Source organism: Denitrificimonas caeni (assembly GCF_905120345.1).
Classification (GTDB): domain Bacteria; phylum Pseudomonadota; class Gammaproteobacteria; order Pseudomonadales; family Pseudomonadaceae; genus Denitrificimonas; species Denitrificimonas caeni_A.
The window spans coordinates 480,205-498,299 of sequence record NZ_CAJHOA010000001.1; the positions used below are offsets into that span (position 1 = coordinate 480,205).

At 46.7% G+C, this 18,095-nt stretch carries 18 protein-coding genes; 5 read left to right on the top strand and 13 right to left on the bottom strand.

The genetic code is table 11. The features are described from left to right. Window positions 1-122: 122 nt before the first annotated feature. From JYJ62_RS02180 to JYJ62_RS02200, 5 genes are all read right to left on the bottom strand, one after another. The gene (locus JYJ62_RS02180) at window positions 123-782 is read right to left on the bottom strand and encodes a S8 family serine peptidase (protein ID WP_205340542.1); all 660 of its coding nucleotides are present in this window, start codon (window positions 780-782) and stop codon (window positions 123-125) included. Further along, window positions 772-2,499 (bottom strand): ABC transporter ATP-binding protein, encoded by a 1,728-nt coding sequence (locus tag JYJ62_RS02185; protein WP_205340543.1) that lies wholly within the window; start codon window positions 2,497-2,499, stop codon window positions 772-774. Before JYJ62_RS02185 ends, JYJ62_RS02180 begins: the two co-directional genes overlap by 11 nt. Beyond that, window positions 2,500-4,380, bottom strand: coding sequence for a sigma-54-dependent Fis family transcriptional regulator (locus JYJ62_RS02190; protein WP_205340544.1), 1,881 nt, complete (start codon window positions 4,378-4,380; stop codon window positions 2,500-2,502). It abuts the gene before it with no gap. A 197-nt stretch (window positions 4,381-4,577) separates the two neighbouring features. Continuing rightward, on the bottom strand, window positions 4,578-6,236 hold the full coding sequence (locus JYJ62_RS02195) for a cation/acetate symporter (protein WP_420042812.1): 1,659 nt from the start codon (window positions 6,234-6,236) through the stop codon (window positions 4,578-4,580). Then, window positions 6,233-6,553: a DUF485 domain-containing protein gene (locus JYJ62_RS02200; protein ID WP_205340545.1), complete on the bottom strand. Its 321-nt coding sequence runs from the start codon at window positions 6,551-6,553 to the stop codon at window positions 6,233-6,235. The genes JYJ62_RS02195 and JYJ62_RS02200 overlap by 4 nt, the downstream gene beginning before the upstream one ends. 212 nt (window positions 6,554-6,765) lie before the next feature. Here JYJ62_RS02200 and JYJ62_RS02205 point away from each other — a divergent pair, with 212 nt between their 5' ends. Then, on the top strand, window positions 6,766-7,719 hold the full coding sequence (locus JYJ62_RS02205) for a LysR family transcriptional regulator (protein WP_205340546.1): 954 nt from the start codon (window positions 6,766-6,768) through the stop codon (window positions 7,717-7,719). Between the two features lie 420 nt (window positions 7,720-8,139). Here JYJ62_RS02205 and JYJ62_RS02210 read toward each other — a convergent pair whose 3' ends face one another. Both JYJ62_RS02210 and JYJ62_RS02215 read right to left on the bottom strand, forming a co-directional pair. Then, a complete protein-coding gene (locus tag JYJ62_RS02210; RefSeq protein ID WP_205340547.1) occupies window positions 8,140-8,376 on the bottom strand; it encodes a DUF2789 family protein in 237 nt (78 codons plus the stop codon). 209 nt (window positions 8,377-8,585) lie between these two features. Further along, window positions 8,586-9,029, bottom strand: coding sequence for an OsmC family protein (locus JYJ62_RS02215; RefSeq protein ID WP_205340548.1), 444 nt, complete (start codon window positions 9,027-9,029; stop codon window positions 8,586-8,588). Window positions 9,030-9,180: 151 nt separating this feature from the next. On the opposite strand from JYJ62_RS02215, the gene JYJ62_RS02220 reads away from it, so the two are divergent. Further along, window positions 9,181-9,459, top strand: a complete 279-nt coding sequence (locus JYJ62_RS02220) for a peptidylprolyl isomerase (protein WP_205340549.1) — start codon at window positions 9,181-9,183, stop codon at window positions 9,457-9,459. 20 nt (window positions 9,460-9,479) lie between these two features. Here JYJ62_RS02220 and JYJ62_RS02225 read toward each other — a convergent pair whose 3' ends face one another. After that, window positions 9,480-11,069 (bottom strand): ABC-F family ATPase, encoded by a 1,590-nt coding sequence (locus tag JYJ62_RS02225; RefSeq protein WP_205340550.1) that lies wholly within the window; start codon window positions 11,067-11,069, stop codon window positions 9,480-9,482. A gap of 169 nt (window positions 11,070-11,238) precedes the next feature. On the opposite strand from JYJ62_RS02225, the gene JYJ62_RS02230 reads away from it, so the two are divergent. From JYJ62_RS02230 to trpB, 3 genes are all read left to right on the top strand, one after another. Beyond that, a complete protein-coding gene (locus JYJ62_RS02230) occupies window positions 11,239-11,955 on the top strand; it encodes an rRNA pseudouridine synthase (protein WP_205340551.1) in 717 nt (238 codons plus the stop codon). A 33-nt stretch (window positions 11,956-11,988) separates the two neighbouring features. Continuing rightward, on the top strand, window positions 11,989-12,456 hold the full coding sequence (locus tag JYJ62_RS02235) for a DUF1456 family protein (RefSeq protein ID WP_205340552.1): 468 nt from the start codon (window positions 11,989-11,991) through the stop codon (window positions 12,454-12,456). Between the two features lie 166 nt (window positions 12,457-12,622). Beyond that, window positions 12,623-13,825, top strand: coding sequence for a tryptophan synthase subunit beta (gene trpB, locus JYJ62_RS02240; protein ID WP_205340553.1), 1,203 nt, complete (start codon window positions 12,623-12,625; stop codon window positions 13,823-13,825). 60 nt (window positions 13,826-13,885) lie between these two features. Here the strand turns inward: trpB and JYJ62_RS02245 are convergent, their stop codons facing one another. The 5 genes from JYJ62_RS02245 to fliH all read right to left on the bottom strand — a co-directional run bounded on the left by JYJ62_RS02245 (window position 13,886) and on the right by fliH (window position 18,093). Continuing rightward, entirely contained in the window at window positions 13,886-14,551 is a 666-nt protein-coding gene (locus tag JYJ62_RS02245) for a C40 family peptidase (protein WP_205340554.1), read from the bottom strand. 86 nt (window positions 14,552-14,637) lie between these two features. After that, complete coding sequence (locus JYJ62_RS02250; protein ID WP_205340555.1) at window positions 14,638-15,309, bottom strand: DNA-3-methyladenine glycosylase I; 672 nt, start codon at window positions 15,307-15,309, stop codon at window positions 14,638-14,640. 53 nt (window positions 15,310-15,362) lie between these two features. Next, window positions 15,363-15,815, bottom strand: a complete 453-nt coding sequence (gene fliJ, locus JYJ62_RS02255) for a flagellar export protein FliJ (protein WP_205340556.1) — start codon at window positions 15,813-15,815, stop codon at window positions 15,363-15,365. 7 nt (window positions 15,816-15,822) lie between these two features. Next, the gene (gene fliI / locus JYJ62_RS02260; RefSeq protein ID WP_205340557.1) at window positions 15,823-17,181 is read right to left on the bottom strand and encodes a flagellar protein export ATPase FliI; all 1,359 of its coding nucleotides are present in this window, start codon (window positions 17,179-17,181) and stop codon (window positions 15,823-15,825) included. A gap of 12 nt (window positions 17,182-17,193) precedes the next feature. Further along, window positions 17,194-18,093 (bottom strand): flagellar assembly protein FliH, encoded by a 900-nt coding sequence (fliH, locus tag JYJ62_RS02265; RefSeq protein ID WP_205340558.1) that lies wholly within the window; start codon window positions 18,091-18,093, stop codon window positions 17,194-17,196. Window positions 18,094-18,095 lie beyond the last annotated feature (2 nt).

The window sequence follows — 18,095 nt, forward strand, 5'->3', positions numbered from 1 at the left end:
TAAACACTGGACAACACCGCTGACTGAGTCGGTGTAATTGCGAACAGTAAAAACATGCAGCAATAGCTGCCGTACTCAAAGCATGGTTTGCATAAAAAGCTTAACGACTCAAGCAGTATAATTTACTCGCGTTGCTGAGCACCAACTCGATAGGCATACCGCTGCAAGTAGGCATACACATCTGCTGAGGCGAACCCTCTAGCAAGTTGTTCAGCAACAATTCCTGACAGATGGGCGCATGCCATACTTGAACCTGCATGCGGTACAGGGCCGCGTACGTGTGCAGCGAACTCAGCATTTTCAGCCTGTAGCCAAGACCACTGATCAGCCGAACAACGACCATCACCCGTCACACTGAAAACATGCGAGTAGCTAGCAGGATACACTGGAGCACCCATTGCAGGACTGGAAGCAAATAACAGCACCCCTTGTTCAGTAGCTGCTTGGCACGCACTGTGCAAACTTGCTCTGGACTGCGCAACACCAGCACTCAAGTTAACTAGGCTTACACCTTGCTCAAGCAACCAGTATAACGCTGCCACTAATTGAGCCACTGAACTGCGCCCTTTCTCATCAAGCACCTTAGCTACTAAAAAACGACTCTCAGGACTATGCTCAGAAATAATGGTTAAAACAGCGGAACCATGTCCATTATCATCCAGCCCTCCAATACTTTGCTGCACTCCTTGCGCGGTTAACTCGAAGCTGGCACTTTCTAGCACTAAGTGCTGCTGATCAAGCTTGTAACCACTGTCAATAATACCAATACGCCTAGCTAACATCTGCAATCTCCATGCGTTGTAATTGACCATTTTTCAGCTGCAAACAGTAATCTGCATTTTTCCATGTGCTACTGCGATGACTGATATAAATTCGAGTTCGTTTAGCAAAAAGCAGATCAATCGCTTGCACTACTGAAGCTTCAGTTGCTTCATCCACAGCTGAAGTCGCCTCATCTAAAACTAGAACTAAGGGCTGCTGGAGCAATGCGCGAGCAATTGCTAAGCGCTGTTTTTGCCCACCTGATAACTGTTGCCCACGCTCACCCAAAGGACTAGCTAGTCCTTGACCCAGACTTTCGACCCAGCTCAGCAATTGAACCTTCTCAAGCACTTGCCATAATTGTTGATCGCTTGCAGCAGGTGCAACATAACGTAAATTTTCCGCCAAACTTCCGCGAAATAAAACAATATCTTGGCTAACCACAGCAAAGCAGCGGCGATACTTGGCAAGATCGAAATGGCGAATATCAATACCGTCTAATAGTAACGTACCATTTTGCGGATCATAAAAGCGCTGCAATAAATCTATTAAAGTGCTTTTTCCAGCACCTGAAGGTCCAATCAACGCAATCTTTGAGCCCGCGACAAACTGACCATTGAGCTGATCAAAAAGCAGATTTTCACGCTCAACATGCGTAAAACATACGTTTACTAGACTAAGCTCACCACGCCCATCAACTGGAAGCACTATGACTTCCTGCGTTTGCTTAATGCTAGGCTCTGCCTGCTGTAACTCTTGCACCCGTAATAAACTAACGCTCATTTTTTGAATTGATACATACAATCCCAGCAAGCTCTGTGCGGGACCAATCACCATGCCAAGATAAGTAGAGAAAGCGATTAAAGCACCTAACTGCCAAGTACCTTGAATAACCCAATAACCACCAATCATAAAAGCTGCTGCACGCGTCCAAGAAATCAAGGTATTGGGTACTGCTTGGGTGAAAAACTCAACAACTTGCAGTCGTAATAACTGCTGCAAATAGCTATCACTAAGCCCATCTAAACGCTTCGCTTCACGTGGTTCTTGCACCACGGACTGAATAAACTTCATCGCAGGTAATGTTTCAACCATAAAGGCTGAAATATCCGTCGCCTGCTCTCGCACCCTACGCGCATGTCGCTCAACTTTACGTCGCATCCAGCTCAGCCATAGTAATTCTATCGGCAGCAACAGCAACACCAACAAAGATAACTTCCACGATAAAGTCAGCAGTAGCGCCAAAGCTCCAAGAAACCCAATGACACTTGAAATCGCAGCAAATAAAGCATCAACTGCAAAACGCTGGATCTCTGCAACATCACCATCAATTCGCGAAAACAAATCACCAACACGCCACTTGGCATAAAAATTTGGCGATAGCTGCTGTAAATGCTGGTAAATAGATGAACGCAAAGCAAACAAAATTTTTCCTGAGAGCTGAGTATGCAAATATCGGTTTAGACCACCCAATAAGGTGCCAACCAAACCTACTCCAATCATAGTAAAAGCTACTTTTAGCAGCATCGGGTAGTCGCGCGCCAAGAGACCATCATCAATTAATGTTTTAGTCAACCAAGGCTGTAACAAGACCAAAAATGTAGCAATAGCTGACAAGCCCAACAATCGCAAAATAGCGTTTTTTTGCGGTTTTACAAAGCTATATAACCAAGTTAAAGCAGCCTGCAGTTGCTGCTGCTTATCACTGCTAATAAGTCTCGCTAACAATGCACTCAACTAAACCTCCAGCTGCTTTAATTTGCGATATAACGTTGCTCGGCTGATTCCTAACTCACGTGCAGCAGCAGCAACATTACCTTGCTTCTTTGCAAGAGCAGAGCGAATAAGCTCATCTTCATTACTACGAATACAATGACCGTTAGCGCTAGAAGCAGGCACCTGTAACTGTTCGGCTAAACTCGCTGGTAAATCGTCAACAGCAAGCATCCACTGTCCAGGTTCACGCAGAGCCACTAAAGTACGTAGCAGCATTTGCAATTGCCTGATATTACCGGGCCAGCAATAACGACTCAGTAACTTGGTCAGATCAGGCGTCAATTGTAGTGGCTGATCGCTCAATTGCTGTAAAAGCTTTTGACAGAGTTCAGGTAAATCCTCACGGTCTCTTAAAGCTGGCAAAGTAAGAGCTAGACCATTAATCCGATAAAATAAATCTTCACGAAACTGTTGTTGGCTAATTAACTGATTGAGATCACGATGCGTGGCACAAATCAAACCAATATCTAACTCGCGCTCAACACCTGCACCTAGTGGCGCAACCTTTCTCTCTTGCAATACGCGCAGCAGACGCGCTTGCAATGCCAACGGCATATCACCAACTTCATCTAAAAAGAGCGTGCCTCCATGCGCTTGCTGTAAACGGCCTAGCATGCCACCACGTTTAGCTCCAGTAAAAGCACCATCACTATAGCCAAATAACTCCGACTCTATTAACCCCTCTGGAATAGCTGCGCAGTTCACAGCAATGAATGGTTGGTTAGCTCTGTTACTGCTGTTATGTAGCGCTTGAGCAATCACTTCTTTACCTGTACCGGTTTCGCCTAGCAACAAAATGGGTAACTCATTGTTAAAACCACGCAGCGCTAACAATAATTGCTTACTAAATCCTGAGTTATTACCAGCCCATTGCTCAACTCCTGATTTAGGTGGTTTTTTTGTGGGTAATGCGGCTCGCTCTGCACTGATATTTTCGGGCTGTGGTACCTGTAAAATTTTATAAAAAAACTGCCCTCTCTCTGTATTCAAATGGCCTGCTAACCCTGTTGTTAATTGTTTAAGAAAAGGGTTATGTTTGCCAAGAAAAACTTCACAATATTGGCCTAATAATGTTTGTCGTGGTTGATTTAATAACTCACAGGCTGAGTCATTTGCGGCGACAATAAGACCGTCAAGACTCACAGAAAGCAACCCCTGCCATGGTGAATCTAGGTGATTTTTATTAGTATGAAAAGCTAAAGTTATATCTTGAAATTGACTACTTATGAATAATCTTCGATCAATATAGCTAGCAGTCATCGCAAGCAATAACACACTATCTTTGCTTGCAGCTAGCGAACCCTTACGAGCCAAACTTAAAGCCCCACAAACTTGACCCTGTGGGTCATTGAGCAATACTGAGGAACATGAATATTCACCTAAGCGCTCTAAAAAATGCTCGCCTCTATTAATAAGCATAGGCTTTGCTGTAGCCAATGCAGTACCTAACGCATTAGTACCTCGCATCTCCTCACTCCAGCACACTCCAGGTATAAGATCTTGCAATTCTTGTTGCCGCTCATAGCCTGGGTCACCTTCGACACTGAGCACGGTCGAGTCTGAATTCGCCAAAATAAGTAGGGAATCACTTCTCTGTATTCCCCACCGCTCAGATAACTGCTGCAGTACGGGTTTGGCTGCATTCATTAATATGTGGTTGTCTTTAGCCAAGCGCACAGTATCTATCAAGTGTTCGATCTTTGAGTCAGAACAGGCATTTAAGCCATACTGCATGCTACGTCGACGCGCATCAGTAATCATTTTCTGATACTGACTGCTCGTTAATAAGCTGTTACAGCTGAACGCCACACTAGGATGAGAGATAGTTATTTTTGAAGACATATTCAACTCCAGAGCGCCAGAGTCCTATGCGCTGTATAATTTTATTATTGTCTAGCAACCTCTTAGCTCTCTGCAAAAGACTGCACTCTGCATTGAGTATGCGTCAGCTTAACCTATAGGTAAACCAGCATAACCAGCAACCAATACAAAAAGGGCGAGCGCTTGCGCGTACCCTTCGGTTCACCGATAAAGCTTACTTACGCAGTGGCTGCACCGTAACCGGTTTGACCCCGTACGTATTGATCAGCAAACGCGGCTCGTTCACGTTCTGCTGCTGCACTTTGATCCCTCATTGAAACTACATAGGCCAAACCAAAAGCGACTGGCATCGAAAATAAAGCGGGCTGCGTATAAGGAAAAATTGCTTCGGCAAAACCAAATACATCGACCCAGACCGATTTCGATAGCACCACCATTGTCACAGAACTCAGTAAGCCACCGTAACCACCAGCCATTGCCCCGCGCGTGGTGAGGTTGCGCCAGTACATCGATAGAATCAGCACAGGGAAGTTGGCCGATGCCGCCACCCCAAAGGCTAATGCTGCCATAAATGCCACGTTCATATGCTCGAATGCCATACCTAATAAAATAGCGACAACACCCAGACATGCAGTCGCAATTTTAGTGACGCGCAGCTCTTGCGCCTCAGTCACATCTCCCCTTTTGTACACTTCGGCATAGAGATCATGCGCAATCGCTGTCGCTCCGGCCAACGCCAAACCGGCGACTACCGCAAGAATCGTGGCGAAGGCAACTGCCGAAAGGAAGCCCAATAGCATATTACCGCCGACGGCTTGCGCTAAATGCATGGCCACCATATTACTGCCACCCAACAACGCAGCGCCTAGCTCTCCACCCTCAAAGAAACTGCTATTTTGCCCAACAATAACAATCGCTGCGACGCCCATAATGGCAATGACGTTGAAGAAGTAGGCAATAAACACTGAAGCATAAAGCACTGACTTACGTGCTTCCTTGGCATTCGATACGGTGAAAAAACGCATCAAAATATGCGGCAAACCGGCCGTACCAAACATCAGGCCTAAGCCCATAGAAATCGCAGTGACAGGATCGGCCAACAGGCTACCAGGATGCACCAAGCGGGTACCTAAGCTATGCACAGCACTGGCTTCGCTGATTAGCTTATCGTAGCTAAAGTCGAACTGAGAGAATGCCAAAAGCATCACACAGGTACCACCAAACAGCAGTAAGCAGGCTTTAATAATTTGCACCCAAGTGGTGGCTACCATGCCGCCAAAGGTGACATAGATAATCATTAATCCGCCGACGATAAACAGTGCCAAGGTGTACTCTAAACCGAAGAGCAAACGAATCAACTGCCCGGCGCCCACCATCTGCGCCACGAGGTAGAAGCACACCACAATCAGTGAACTGATCGCCGCCATGGTGCGAATTTTCCTTTGATTTAAGCGGTATGAGGTAATATCGACAAAAGTAAACTTACCAAGATTGCGTAAGCGTTCGGCCATTAAAAACAGAATAATCGGCCAGCCAGCAAAAAACGCGACCATATAAATATAAGCGTCGATCCCAGACATGTAGATCATGGCAGTAAAGCCCAGTAACGTCGCAGCGGACATATAGTCTCCGGCGATCGCTAAGCCATTTTGAAAACCAGTAATCCCACCACCCGCGGTGTAGAAATCTGAAGTGGTACGGGTGCGACGAGCCGCCCAGACCGTAATCAATAACGTCATCACCACAAAGATAAAAAACATACTGATCGCGGGTACGTTCAGCGGTTTATCGGCAGCCAATGCCAATGGACTTAACAGCAGTAGCGAAAATCCTAGCAATGGTTTCACGCTGTCAGTGATCACAGACTTAATACTCATGCCTGACCTCCAGTCACCGCATCATCAATTAACGCTTCGTTTAAGCGATCGAATTCAGTATTGGCGCGGCGCACATAGAGCCATGTGAGCAGAAGAAAAAAGCTGAACTGGGAGAAACCAGCCATCACGCCATAGGTTAGTTTCCCGCTGCCAATTGGCATCGCAATCACCTCTGGGAAAAAAGCCACCTGCATAATAAAACCATAGAAAAGCACGAGCACGATGGCACTGAGCACTAAGGCAAAGCGCCGTCGTTTCGTTACGAGCTCATCAAACTTAGGATTATTGCGAATATGTGCATAAATATTTTTTTCCATAACCTATCCTTAAACGTGTGATCCACGTATTTATTATTGTTGTCAATAAGGCTTACTGATTGACTAGAAAACGCCACAAGCTCATGCCAGTACAATCCCTGTTGGCGGCTACCGGCCAAAATAAGGTATGCCTATGCTGCTTGGGTTTTTAGCTCAATTCGAGTATATGTAGGTCGAGTTACGATAAATACACACAAAAAAGCAGGCTCGATATGCAGAAACACATCAACCTTTTGCACACTCTAAATTGGAATGACCTAAAATTCTTTCTTGAAGTGGCCCGCTGTGGTCGAGTAACCAGTGCGGCAAAACGCTTAGGGGTCGACTACACAACGGTTTCACGGCGTATTGCCAGCCTCGAAAACACCTTAGAGACTCTGCTATTTGAAAAGTCGCGCAACACCGGATTTAACTTAACCAGTGAAGGTATTGGTCTGCGCGATCACATTCAAGCCATTGAAGCGATGATGCAAAATGCCTGCGAAGAGATCACCGGAACTGATATTGCTCTGTCAGGCAAGGTGCGCATCGGCTGTACAGAAGGCTTTGGCGGGCTGTTTTTAGGACCGCAATTGACCCACTTCCAAAAGCAATACCCAGCAATCTCCATTGACCTTCTCGCCGTGCCGCACTTTGTTAGCCTCAGCAAGCGTGAAGCTGATATTGCCATCACCCTAGAGCGTCCGACCCGCGGTCCATTTGTCAGTACCAAGCTTTGTGACTATCGCCTGCAGCTCTATGCCACTGCCGAGTATTTAGCACGACATCAACCCATCAATGACGTCAGCGATTTACCTCAACACGCGTTTATTAACTATGTTGAAGACCTGACTTTTAGTACTAAGCTGCTCTATTTAGATCAGTTTATTCATCAAGCAAAAACGCCATTCTGCACAACAGGTGCTATTTCTCAGTACTTTGCTTGTTTACAAGGCCAGCATCTCGCTATTTTGCCCTGTTTTATTGCCGATCAAGATACACGCCTGCAAGCGGTCTTGCCCGAGCACGTACAGGTGACCAATAGTTTTTGGATTTCCTGTCACCAAGATTTCCGTAAGCTCAAACGTATTCGAGTGATTTGGGACTATATTCGCGCCGTGACTGAACACAATGAACCACTTTTTATGGGTCAGAGTAAAGAACTGCAATTGCTACCATTCAAGTAATAGCTTTAGCATCGAAGGTTTCTATAGCACGCCAAAAAGCTGTATATATTCAGTTAAACGTACAAGGCTCATCAACATAATCACCGGTTGGACAACATTGTCGGCAATTTTAATTTGCTTAACAATTGGTATCTCGGCCGTCCGCTGCTCTCACGTTTGGCGTTAATACTCTGCAGTTTTGGCTGACAGCTCTCGATTATGGCTTGCTCGATGCGGCTTATCTAGTTACCCCGTTGTTACCTTCAGACGGTCGCCATTTGCTTACTGTGCTGGGTCAAGATGCGCTTAAAATAACTGCAGCACTCAAACAAGCCATGACTTAACGATGCGTTGCGATGGTTTGTGCAGAATCTATTGCCTTGCCTCTCACTGCTGGCAAGGCAATATTTTAATTGAGCTCAACTACCAAGATCTCTGGCGTTATACTTCAGGCGCTCGTAACGCTTCATTAAGCTGATCAACGACTAATGCCCACTCGCCATCAGAACACAATAGCTCTTTCAGAAGTTGACGCTGGCCATCATTCCAAAAATCAGCATCAAGCACATTGATCTCTGCTGCTAAGCGATGCTCGCTAATAAAACGTGCAACACCCTCTGGCGTTGCATCCAAGCCCAGTTGCAAAAACAGGTTGGTCATACGTACTGTTACTGGCATAAGATCGCTCTCCATGATTAGTATCTACGTTATCAGCATAACCATAAATCTAAGCATTTAACACGATTGATTATCGACTGTAGAGACACGACTCAAATAATCATACCAATGGCTTGCTGACTCAACAATTTAAACCGACACTCAATCCATAGATCAATTGCCAGTTTTATTGCAGCTAAATGACTGATAAAAAAGGTTTTTATCAGTCATTATTTTTCATGAATAACACCTGTCAACTGCAAAGCAACCGACTGCATTAAGCTGTCACCCACAGGGCACTTCGTACCGATAAAGGCAATAAAAGCATCTATATCTGCTTGCGCTGATGGTGACTTAATATGATAAGTGTAACGCACCGCTGAATAACCGCAACGCACATCAGCCTTATCCATATAGCCATCTGAGTCTAAGTCACCTTCCAACTCCACCCAAAAATCATCCAACTGCACGTTAAAACGCTTTGCATAAACACGCGCAACAATAGCCTGGCACGCGCCTAAAGCACCCAGCAATGCCTCGACAGGATTCATACCTAAATTAGTACCACCATCTTCTGTCGGCTCATCTAGAGTGAATTCAAATCCGCGTGAACGTACTTTAACTTGGGTACCGCTCTGCAAATGTGCAGTTGCCTGAAACTGTTCAACAGCCATAGATCTCTCTTTATGTCAGGTTGTATTGGAAAAACAAAAAGGTATGTTCGCAGATACCGCAACAAAAGAGCAAACGTTGTCGTTATTGCACATAAATTGTCGATAAAATTAGGTTAAACTGCTGTGTTTATCTGATTGGGAGACAAGCGCTATGGCCAAGGCAATGGCACGACATATTTTAGTAAAAACAATGGCAGAGGCGCAGGCGATTAAAGATCGGCTGGATAAGGGTGATGCGTTTGATAAGCTGGCACGCAAGTATTCAACCTGCCCCTCAGGAAAAAAAGGCGGCGATTTAGGCGAAGTACGCCCGGGGCAACTGGTCAAATCCATTGATAATGTGGTGTTTAACAAGCCCGTACGAATGATACACGGGCCAGTTAAATCACAGTTTGGTTACCACTTAGTGCAAGTATTTTTCCGTGACTAAGTGGTTTTACCTAGGCAGCCTTACAGCAAAACACCTTGGCTGCGTAAGTAGTCATCATAAGTACCATGGAAGTCATTGATACCGTGCTCAGTCAGCTCAATAATGCGCGTGGCCAAGGATGATACAAACTCCCGGTCGTGACTGACAAAGATCAACGTGCCGGGGTAGTTTTCCAAGGCTAAGTTCAAGGCTTCAATGGATTCCATATCCAAGTGGTTGGTCGGCTCATCCATCAGCAAGACGTTAGGCTTTTGCAAAATCAGTTTGCCAAACAGCATACGACCTTGCTCACCACCAGAAATCACTTTGACTGATTTCTCAATATCATCACCAGAAAATAACATACGGCCTAATGTGCCGCGTACCATTTGTTCGCCGTCTTGAGTCCAACGACCCATCCAATCAAACAAGTTCATATCATCAGCAAAGTCACTGGCATGATCTTGTGCGAAATAACCGATGTCTGCGCTATCAGTCCATTTCACATGACCACTCATCGGTTGTAACTCACCCATCAAGGTGCGCAGCAAGGTGGTTTTACCGATACCGTTCGGACCGATAATGGCCACACGCTCTTCTGCTTCGACTTGCAAATTCAAGGTATCGAATAAGACTTTACCATCGAAACCTTGGCTCAGATCATGCAATACCACAGCTTGACGGTGCAGCTTTTTCGCCTGATCAAAGCGAATAAACGGACTGATACGGCTCGATGGCTTCACTTCATCCAGTTGGATTTTATCAATCGCACGAGCACGGCTGGTGGCTTGCTTGGCTTTCGAGGCGTTAGCTGAGAAGCGGCTAACAAAGGTTTGCAGCTCAGCAATTTGTGCTTTTTTCTTGGCGTTATCACCCAATAGACGCTCACGCAGCTGGGTGGCTGCGGTCATATACTCATCATAGTTGCCTGGATACAAACGAATTTCAGCGTAATCCAAATCAGCCATATGCGTGCAGACACTGTTTAAGAAGTGTCTATCGTGGGAAATAATGATCATGGTGCAGTTACGGTTACTCAGAATATCTTCCAACCAGCGAATAGTATTGATATCCAAGTGGTTGGTGGGCTCATCGAGCAATAGCACTTCAGGATCGGAGAACAAAGCCTGCGCCAATAGCACACGCAACTTCCAACCCGGAGCCACTTCACTCATCGGACCAAAATGCTCATCCACGCCAATACCCAGACCCAGCAATAATTCGCCGGCACGCGATTCCGCGGTGTAGCCGTCCATTTCTGCGAATTCAGTTTCCAGCTCAGCCACTGCCATACCGTCTTCTTCAGTCATTTCTGGTAACGAGTAAATACGATCGCGCTCAGCTTTGACTTTCCACAGTTCTTCGTGACCCATAATCACCGTATCAATCACGGTAAACTGCTCATAGGCAAACTGGTCTTGGCGTAACTTACCCAAACGAACATTGGGTTCAAGCATCACGTGGCCAGCAGAGGGCTCAAGATCGCCGCCGAGGATTTTCATAAAGGTTGATTTACCACTGCCATTGGCACCAATCAAACCATAACGGTGACGGTTGCCAAACTTTACAGAGACATCTTCAAATAGAGGTTTTGCACCAAATTGCATGGTGATATTAGCAGTGGAAATCACAAATAAATCCTGAGTAGTCGAGACGCGAACGCGTAAAAAGGCCGCGATTGTACCCTTATTGGCCGCTAGCAGCACGTACAATAGGCAAGTGCCGCGCATAATAGTCGTGTCACACTGTATAAAACAGGCAGACGCAGTATACTGTGCACTCCTCTTTTGGCTTTTTACTATGACTGATTCTGTTCGCCTTTCTAAACGTTTAATCGATCTCACCGGCTGCTCACGACGTGAAGCACAGCTTTACATTGAAGGTGGCTGGGTGCTGGTCAATGGTGCCATCATCGACGAGCCGCAATTTGCAATTATCGATCAACAGGTTGAGTTACGCCCTAACGCGGTCGCTGAACCTTTGCCATCAATTACTCTGTTACTCAATCAGCCAGTGCTGCTCAATGTAAGTCTTGAGCAACAATTAGCACTGATCAATCCAGACTCTCACTGGGCTGAAGACCCTAGCCCAATATTGCAGCTTAAGGGCCATTTTGCTCGTTTAAGCAGTGAGTTGCCGTTGCAAGAGCATGCCAGCGGCTTGCAAGTCTTTACCCAAGATTGGCGTACCCTACGTAAACTAACCGATGACCGCACCCGCCTTGAGCAAGAATACGTGGTGCAAGTGAGCGGCGAAATCAGCGCAGATAAACTCAAACGTTTAACCCACGCACAAATGTTTAATGGCGCAGGTTTGCCTGGTTGCAAAGTCAGCCAGCAAAATGAAGAGAACCTACGTATGGTTCTTAAAGACCCATCGCCAGGCGTGATTCAGCGTTTATGCGCAAGCATTAACCTTGAAGTTGTGGCCATGAAACGTCTGCGCATTGGTGCGATGTCCATGGGTAAACTGCCACTCGGCGAATGGCGTTACTGCACAACCACACAAAAATTCTAACACCCTATTTAAGACTGTTAACTGAGAGATTCTATGCTTAATAATGATGTACTGCGCAGCATTCGCTACACCCTCAACTTAAGTGATAACACGCTGTTAGAGATGCTCAACGACGTTGAACCAGAGCTGGACTTAGCCACCCTGCGCAGCTACTTAGCTAGCGAAGAAGATGAATCCTTTGTACGCATGCACGATGAATTAATGGTTGGGTTTTTAGACAGTTTAATCGTTAGCCGCCGCGGCCCAAGCCCTCAGGCTGCGCCAGCCACTGAACTGCCGCTGACCAACAATACGATTTTAAAGAAACTACGCGTTGCCTTTACCTTACAAGAAACAGATCTGATGGATATTTTAAAATCAGTTGATTTTGATGTTTCCAAACCTGAGCTCAGTGCGTTATTTAGAAAGGCAGGCCATAGCAATTACCGAGTCTGTGGTGATCAACTGCTGCGTCAATTTCTGAAAGGTCTGACTTTACGCTTGCGTACAGAGTCCAACTAAACAGATTTTTAATGTCAATCATCTGCGCGCTAAAGCCTTAGCGCGCAGGACACAAGCTTATACTTTGTCGTAAACTATGGTTTTAATAGCGCTCATCGTGGCGCGAAGTTTATTTTTTAAAGCATGCCCTCGTATGCTCAATACGTTTTGAAGGATGACCTTACCGATGAGCACTGATTCTTTTGCAGCCATGCCCGATGCCAAGGGTTACTTTGGTTCTTATGGCGGCCAATATGTTCCTGATCACCTAAAAAAAATCATGGATGAGATCAATACATCCTACGAAGAAATCTGTGCTTGCCCTGAGTTCCAAGCAGAATTAGCCAGTTTATTTACTGACTATGTTGGACGTCCAAGTCCAATTTTTCATGCAAAACGTCTGAGTGAGCAATTGGGTGGTGCGCAGATTTATTTAAAGCGTGAAGATTTAAACCACACCGGTGCGCACAAGATTAACCATTGCCTTGGCGAAGCCTTATTGGCTAAATTTATGGGCAAAAAGAAAGTGATTGCTGAAACCGGTGCGGGTCAACATGGCGTCGCATTAGCGACGGCCTGCGCTTTAGTTGGAATTCCCTGTGAAATCCATATGGGTCAAGCAGATATCGAAAAAGAACATCCCAATGTCGTCAAGATGAAAATTTTGGGCTGTGATCTAATTCCAGTTACCGCAGGCGCAGCAACCTTAAAAGAAGCCGTTGATAGTGCTTTTGAAGAGTACCTTAAGAACCCTGAAGACTTTATTTACGCAATTGGTTCTGTCGTTGGCCCACACCCCTTCCCTAAAATGGTTCGCGATTTTCAATCGATTATCGGAAAAGAAGCACGTCAGCAGTTTTTAGATCGTCATCAACGCCTGCCTGACTACATCACCGCCTGTGTCGGTGGCGGCTCCAATGCCATCGGCATGTTTACTGCATTCCTCAACGATAGCGCAGTTCAACTGGTGGGCGTTGAGCCCGCAGGTGAAGGCTTAGACACACAACGCCACTCAGCCACGCTCAGCAAAGGCAAGCCAGGACAACTGCATGGCATGGCTTGCTACGTGCTGGAAGATGCTGATGGCAACCCAGCGTCTGTTCACTCCATTGCTTCAGGTTTAGACTACCCAGGCGTAGGACCACAGCACAGCTACTTAAAAGACCTAGGCCGTGTGCAATACGACAGCGTCACCGACAAAGAATGCTTAGATGCGTTTATGCGTTTATCACGTGTAGAAGGCATTATTCCAGCACTGGAAAGCGCGCATGCGGTGGCATGGGCAATTCGTAAAGCACCAACTCTGAACACTGATCAGACGATTTTGATTAATCTATCTGGGCGTGGTGATAAAGATGCCGACTATGTAGCTGGCTTGTTAAACCTATAATGTAGGCAAAAAAATACCGCTGTCGGCAAGCTACAGCGGTATTTAGAGATTCTTTATAGTTTACTCAACAATTTTAGAAAGCAACTCTTCAGTCTGAATGGGTTGATTCACTTCTTGCTCGGTCAAAACGCGTTTAGCTTGTAAATAACTGGAATTCCAATAGCGGCTGTTGAGACTATCCACACGTACACCACCACTACGCTTGCTCGACGAGTGAATAAACTGATCGTCGCCCATATAAATACCCACATGGGTGACGCGACCACGACCGCGATCGTTAAACAAAATCAGATCACCGGGTTCTAAATCAGCGCGGGCAACAATGGGCGCATCCATACTCAATAAACCACGTGTACTGCGTGGCAACTGAATGCCTAGTTCTTCTTTATACACATAACCGACAAAACCACTGCAATCAAAACCAGTTTTACGATTGCTACCACCGTAACGATAGGGCGTACCTAATAAAGTTTTACCGCGGTCTAATAAACTATCGCTTAGGCCCGGCAACTTATATTCGTCAAGAGTAAGCTCTTCCTGCAATTGCAGAGCAGCTTGTTGTGCTTCGTCAAAACGGTCTAACACCGCGACCAATGCACGTGAATTCAGTTCGATTGATTGTCGCTCAACTGAGGTTGCAGCACGCTGTTCGGTGTTTACGTTGGCACAAGACGCCAAAAATAAACAACTCACACCGCAAGCGATGGCCTTTATCAATTTAGACATACATACAAAATTCTTTCTGATTTAGCGAGGTAATATGCCTTGCATTGCCACAAAGTGCAAATCTTTTGATCCCAAATGTGACTTTCTCAGTGGTTAACCGTCAGAGCGAGCAACATCGATAGCTGACATAAAGGCCGCCCACTCTGCTTATGCCAGGTATTAAAAGCCTCTTGTACCGCCGCTAAATCACGCTGACTGGTGGGCCGTTTAGTAACTATATTCTGTGCAACTAATGCCGCCACAACATCATCACTCAAGACAAAGGTGTCTTTACCGGCCATACGCAAAAAACGTGGCGCTGACAAACCACCCAACTGATAACCCTGTTTAGCTAAGTAGCGCCACAAACCAACAATATCTTGCTCAGGCCACTGCGCTAGAAAACGGCCAAAACCACCATGTTCTTGGCGAATATCTAACAGCATTTGCGCATTACGCGGAACACTTTTCAATTTACCCAAATGACGAATAATGCGCGTATCTTGCATTAAGCGCTCAATATGCTCAGCACTCATTAGCACGACTTTATCGGGATCAAAGTGCCAAAAAACATCTTCAAAATTTGGCCACTTGGCATCAACGACACTGTGTCGTAAACCCGCTCGAAACACTCGCAGAGCAATTAATGACAAGTAGCGATCGTCAGGCACGGCAATCAGCTCAGCAGCGCTGGCTGGCATAGGTAGACGCGCATCTAAGGCAGCCAATGAACCAAAACGGTTGATGCCATACTCCAGCATCCATTGAAAATCTCTCATAACAGTGATCCATCCAGTCTATAGTCTGTTCTAAACATGTCGTTAGCAGATAGTTAATCCTGTTTAGCATGCTGCATCATTAAACGCTGGGCCATTTCATCTAACAGCTTCTGTTCCTGCTTATCGGCCATTTTCTGTGCGTCCTCACGGTAACGCTGCACCAGCTTACGCAAACCCTCTAAGCGCGCATAGGCTTGCTGCCACGCCGCTTGACTGACGCTGACATTATTCTGATGCCAAGCCAAACTCTGCTCTTGCTGAACAATGGCCACTTCCAACTGGGACAAAAAGCGTTGATAGTTCATCAGCCACTGACCGCTAACGCCGGTTTGCCCTTTATCAATCCACTGCTGCTGATAATCATCACGGTATTGCTGCAAGTTTTGCAGTTGTTGTTGTGCTTGCTGCAATGCGTGTTGGTATTGACGCAGTTTGCCGGCCGCTTCTCGCTCAGTGGTTTGCGCCATATCAACCACCGGCAGTAAGCGTTGCGCACGTTTATTCATACGACGATCAACTTAAGGCTGCCGGATTCAGTACCGCTAATAAGTGCTCGGTACTTTTTTCCAGTGATTCAGTCTCGCGTAAACCTTGACGCAAGTAGGCTGACATATACGGATAACGCTCAATCGCCAAGTCAGTATCTTTATCACCGCCTGCCACATAAGCGCCAACACTGATCAAATCACGACTCTGCTGGTAACGTGTCCATAGTTGTTTAAAGCGTTGCGCAGCTTGCAGATGCTCTGCAGAGACCACTTGCGGCATCACCCGACTGACCGAGGCGCTGACATCAATCGCCGGGTAATGCCCTTCTTGGGCTAAATCGCGCGACAGCACAAAGTGACCATCCAGTACACCACGTGCCGCATCAGCAATGGGGTCTTGTTGATCATCACCTTCAGATAATACGGTATAAAAAGCAGTGATCGAACCGCCACCTTTTTCAGCGTTACCGGCACGCTCAACCAACTTAGGTAATTTAGCAAACACGGAAGGTGGATAGCCTTTGGTGGCCGGCGGCTCGCCAATGGCCAAGGCAATTTCCCGCTGCGCTTGAGCGTAACGGGTTAAGGAATCCATCAGTAATAAGACGTTATAGTTTTTGTCACGAAAATATTCAGCAATCCGCGTGCAATACATGGCCGCGCGTAGGCGCATCAAAGGCGCATCATCCGCCGGTGAGGCCACGACAATCGCGCGTTTTAAATCCTCCTCACCAAGAATATCTTCAATAAACTCTTTAACTTCGCGGCCCCGCTCGCCGATCAAACCAACAATGACAATATCGGCTTGGGTAAAACGCGTCATCATTCCCAGCAGCACACTCTTACCAACCCCAGTACCGGCAAATAAACCCAAACGCTGACCACGTCCCACAGTTAATAAGCCATTGATACTGCGAATGCCCACATCTAAAGGTTCACTGATAGGGTTACGTTTCAGTGGGTTGATGGCAGGCCCTTCCATTTGCACCCACTCTTCCGGCTCGATACGGCCTTTACCATCCAGCGGGCGGCCGGCACCATCTAAAACGCGCCCCAGCATCGACAGCCCCATTGGCATCCGATCAGTGCCCGCAACAGGCACAACTCGCGCGCCGGGAGCAATACCTGTGAGGTTACCGATTGGCATCAGAAAGACTTTCTCACCAGAAAACCCCATCACCTCAGCTTCCACTTGCACCGCTTGATAACCATCATTATTAATCACCAAACAGCGACTACCAACCGGCACTTGCACACCTTGCGCCTCTAAGGTCAAGCCCACCATCCGAATCAGACGACCTTCAACCAGCGGTTGCTTTGACAACTGTGTAGCGTTTTTATAACTGGATAAGCGGGTCGCAAAGCGCGTGCGTTGCAGGTGCATAGCGTCTCCTCGTCAGTTCAGAGCCTGAGTATCATCATCGATGCTCGGCTCGTCAGTCACAGCGTCAGGCTGCTGTGCGGCATCCTCCTCAATCACAGCGTCTAGTCCGAGTTCTTGCGCTGCCGCAGCCGGCTCAGCAGGCATATCGACAGCATCCAAGGACACCTGCAGATCAGGCGCCAGCGGTCGACTTTGCAGTTCGCGCTGCTGCTCTAAAATCTGTGTAGCAATATGTTCGATACGCGTTTCAATACTCGCGTCGATTTGAGTATTGAGCGACTCAAAACGGCAACCACCTGGCAGTAAATCGTCATCCTCAACAATTTTCCAGTGTTCTTCATGGCGCGCGCGCAAGGCTTTAATCTGTTCAAAATCCTGCGGATTAACATAGACGCGCACGGCCTCACTGCCCATCGGCAACAACTTTAAGGCTTCACGGACAACCTGTTTGATTTGGCTGGAGTCAATACTCAGTTCGCGCTGTATCACTTGACGACTGATCTGCATCACCAGATCCAGCATACTTTCTTCAAGCTGTTGATCTTGCTGGGCGATCGGCTGAAAAAACTCGCGCATAATATTTTCTAGTGCTTGTACTTTATTGCGCAGTACCCCGTCCGCTTCTTGACTCGCCTTTAGCTGCCCAGCATGAAAGCCATCTTTCTCGCCAGTACTGAAGCCTTCATTCCAAGCCCCTTGGCGTACACTTTCAACATCCTCAAGCGTCAACGGTTTGACGTCCTCAATCGTAACGTCTTCAACCCGCACTTCTGTCTCAGCCTCTGCCTCAACTGCAACCGGCTCAGGCTGCTTTTCTTCGATAGGCGCATCAAAGCTGGGTAAATCCCAACGACTAAAGAGCTGGCTTTCTTGTGCTGAAAGCAGCTCACTGCTTGGCTTTTTATCAGGCATCG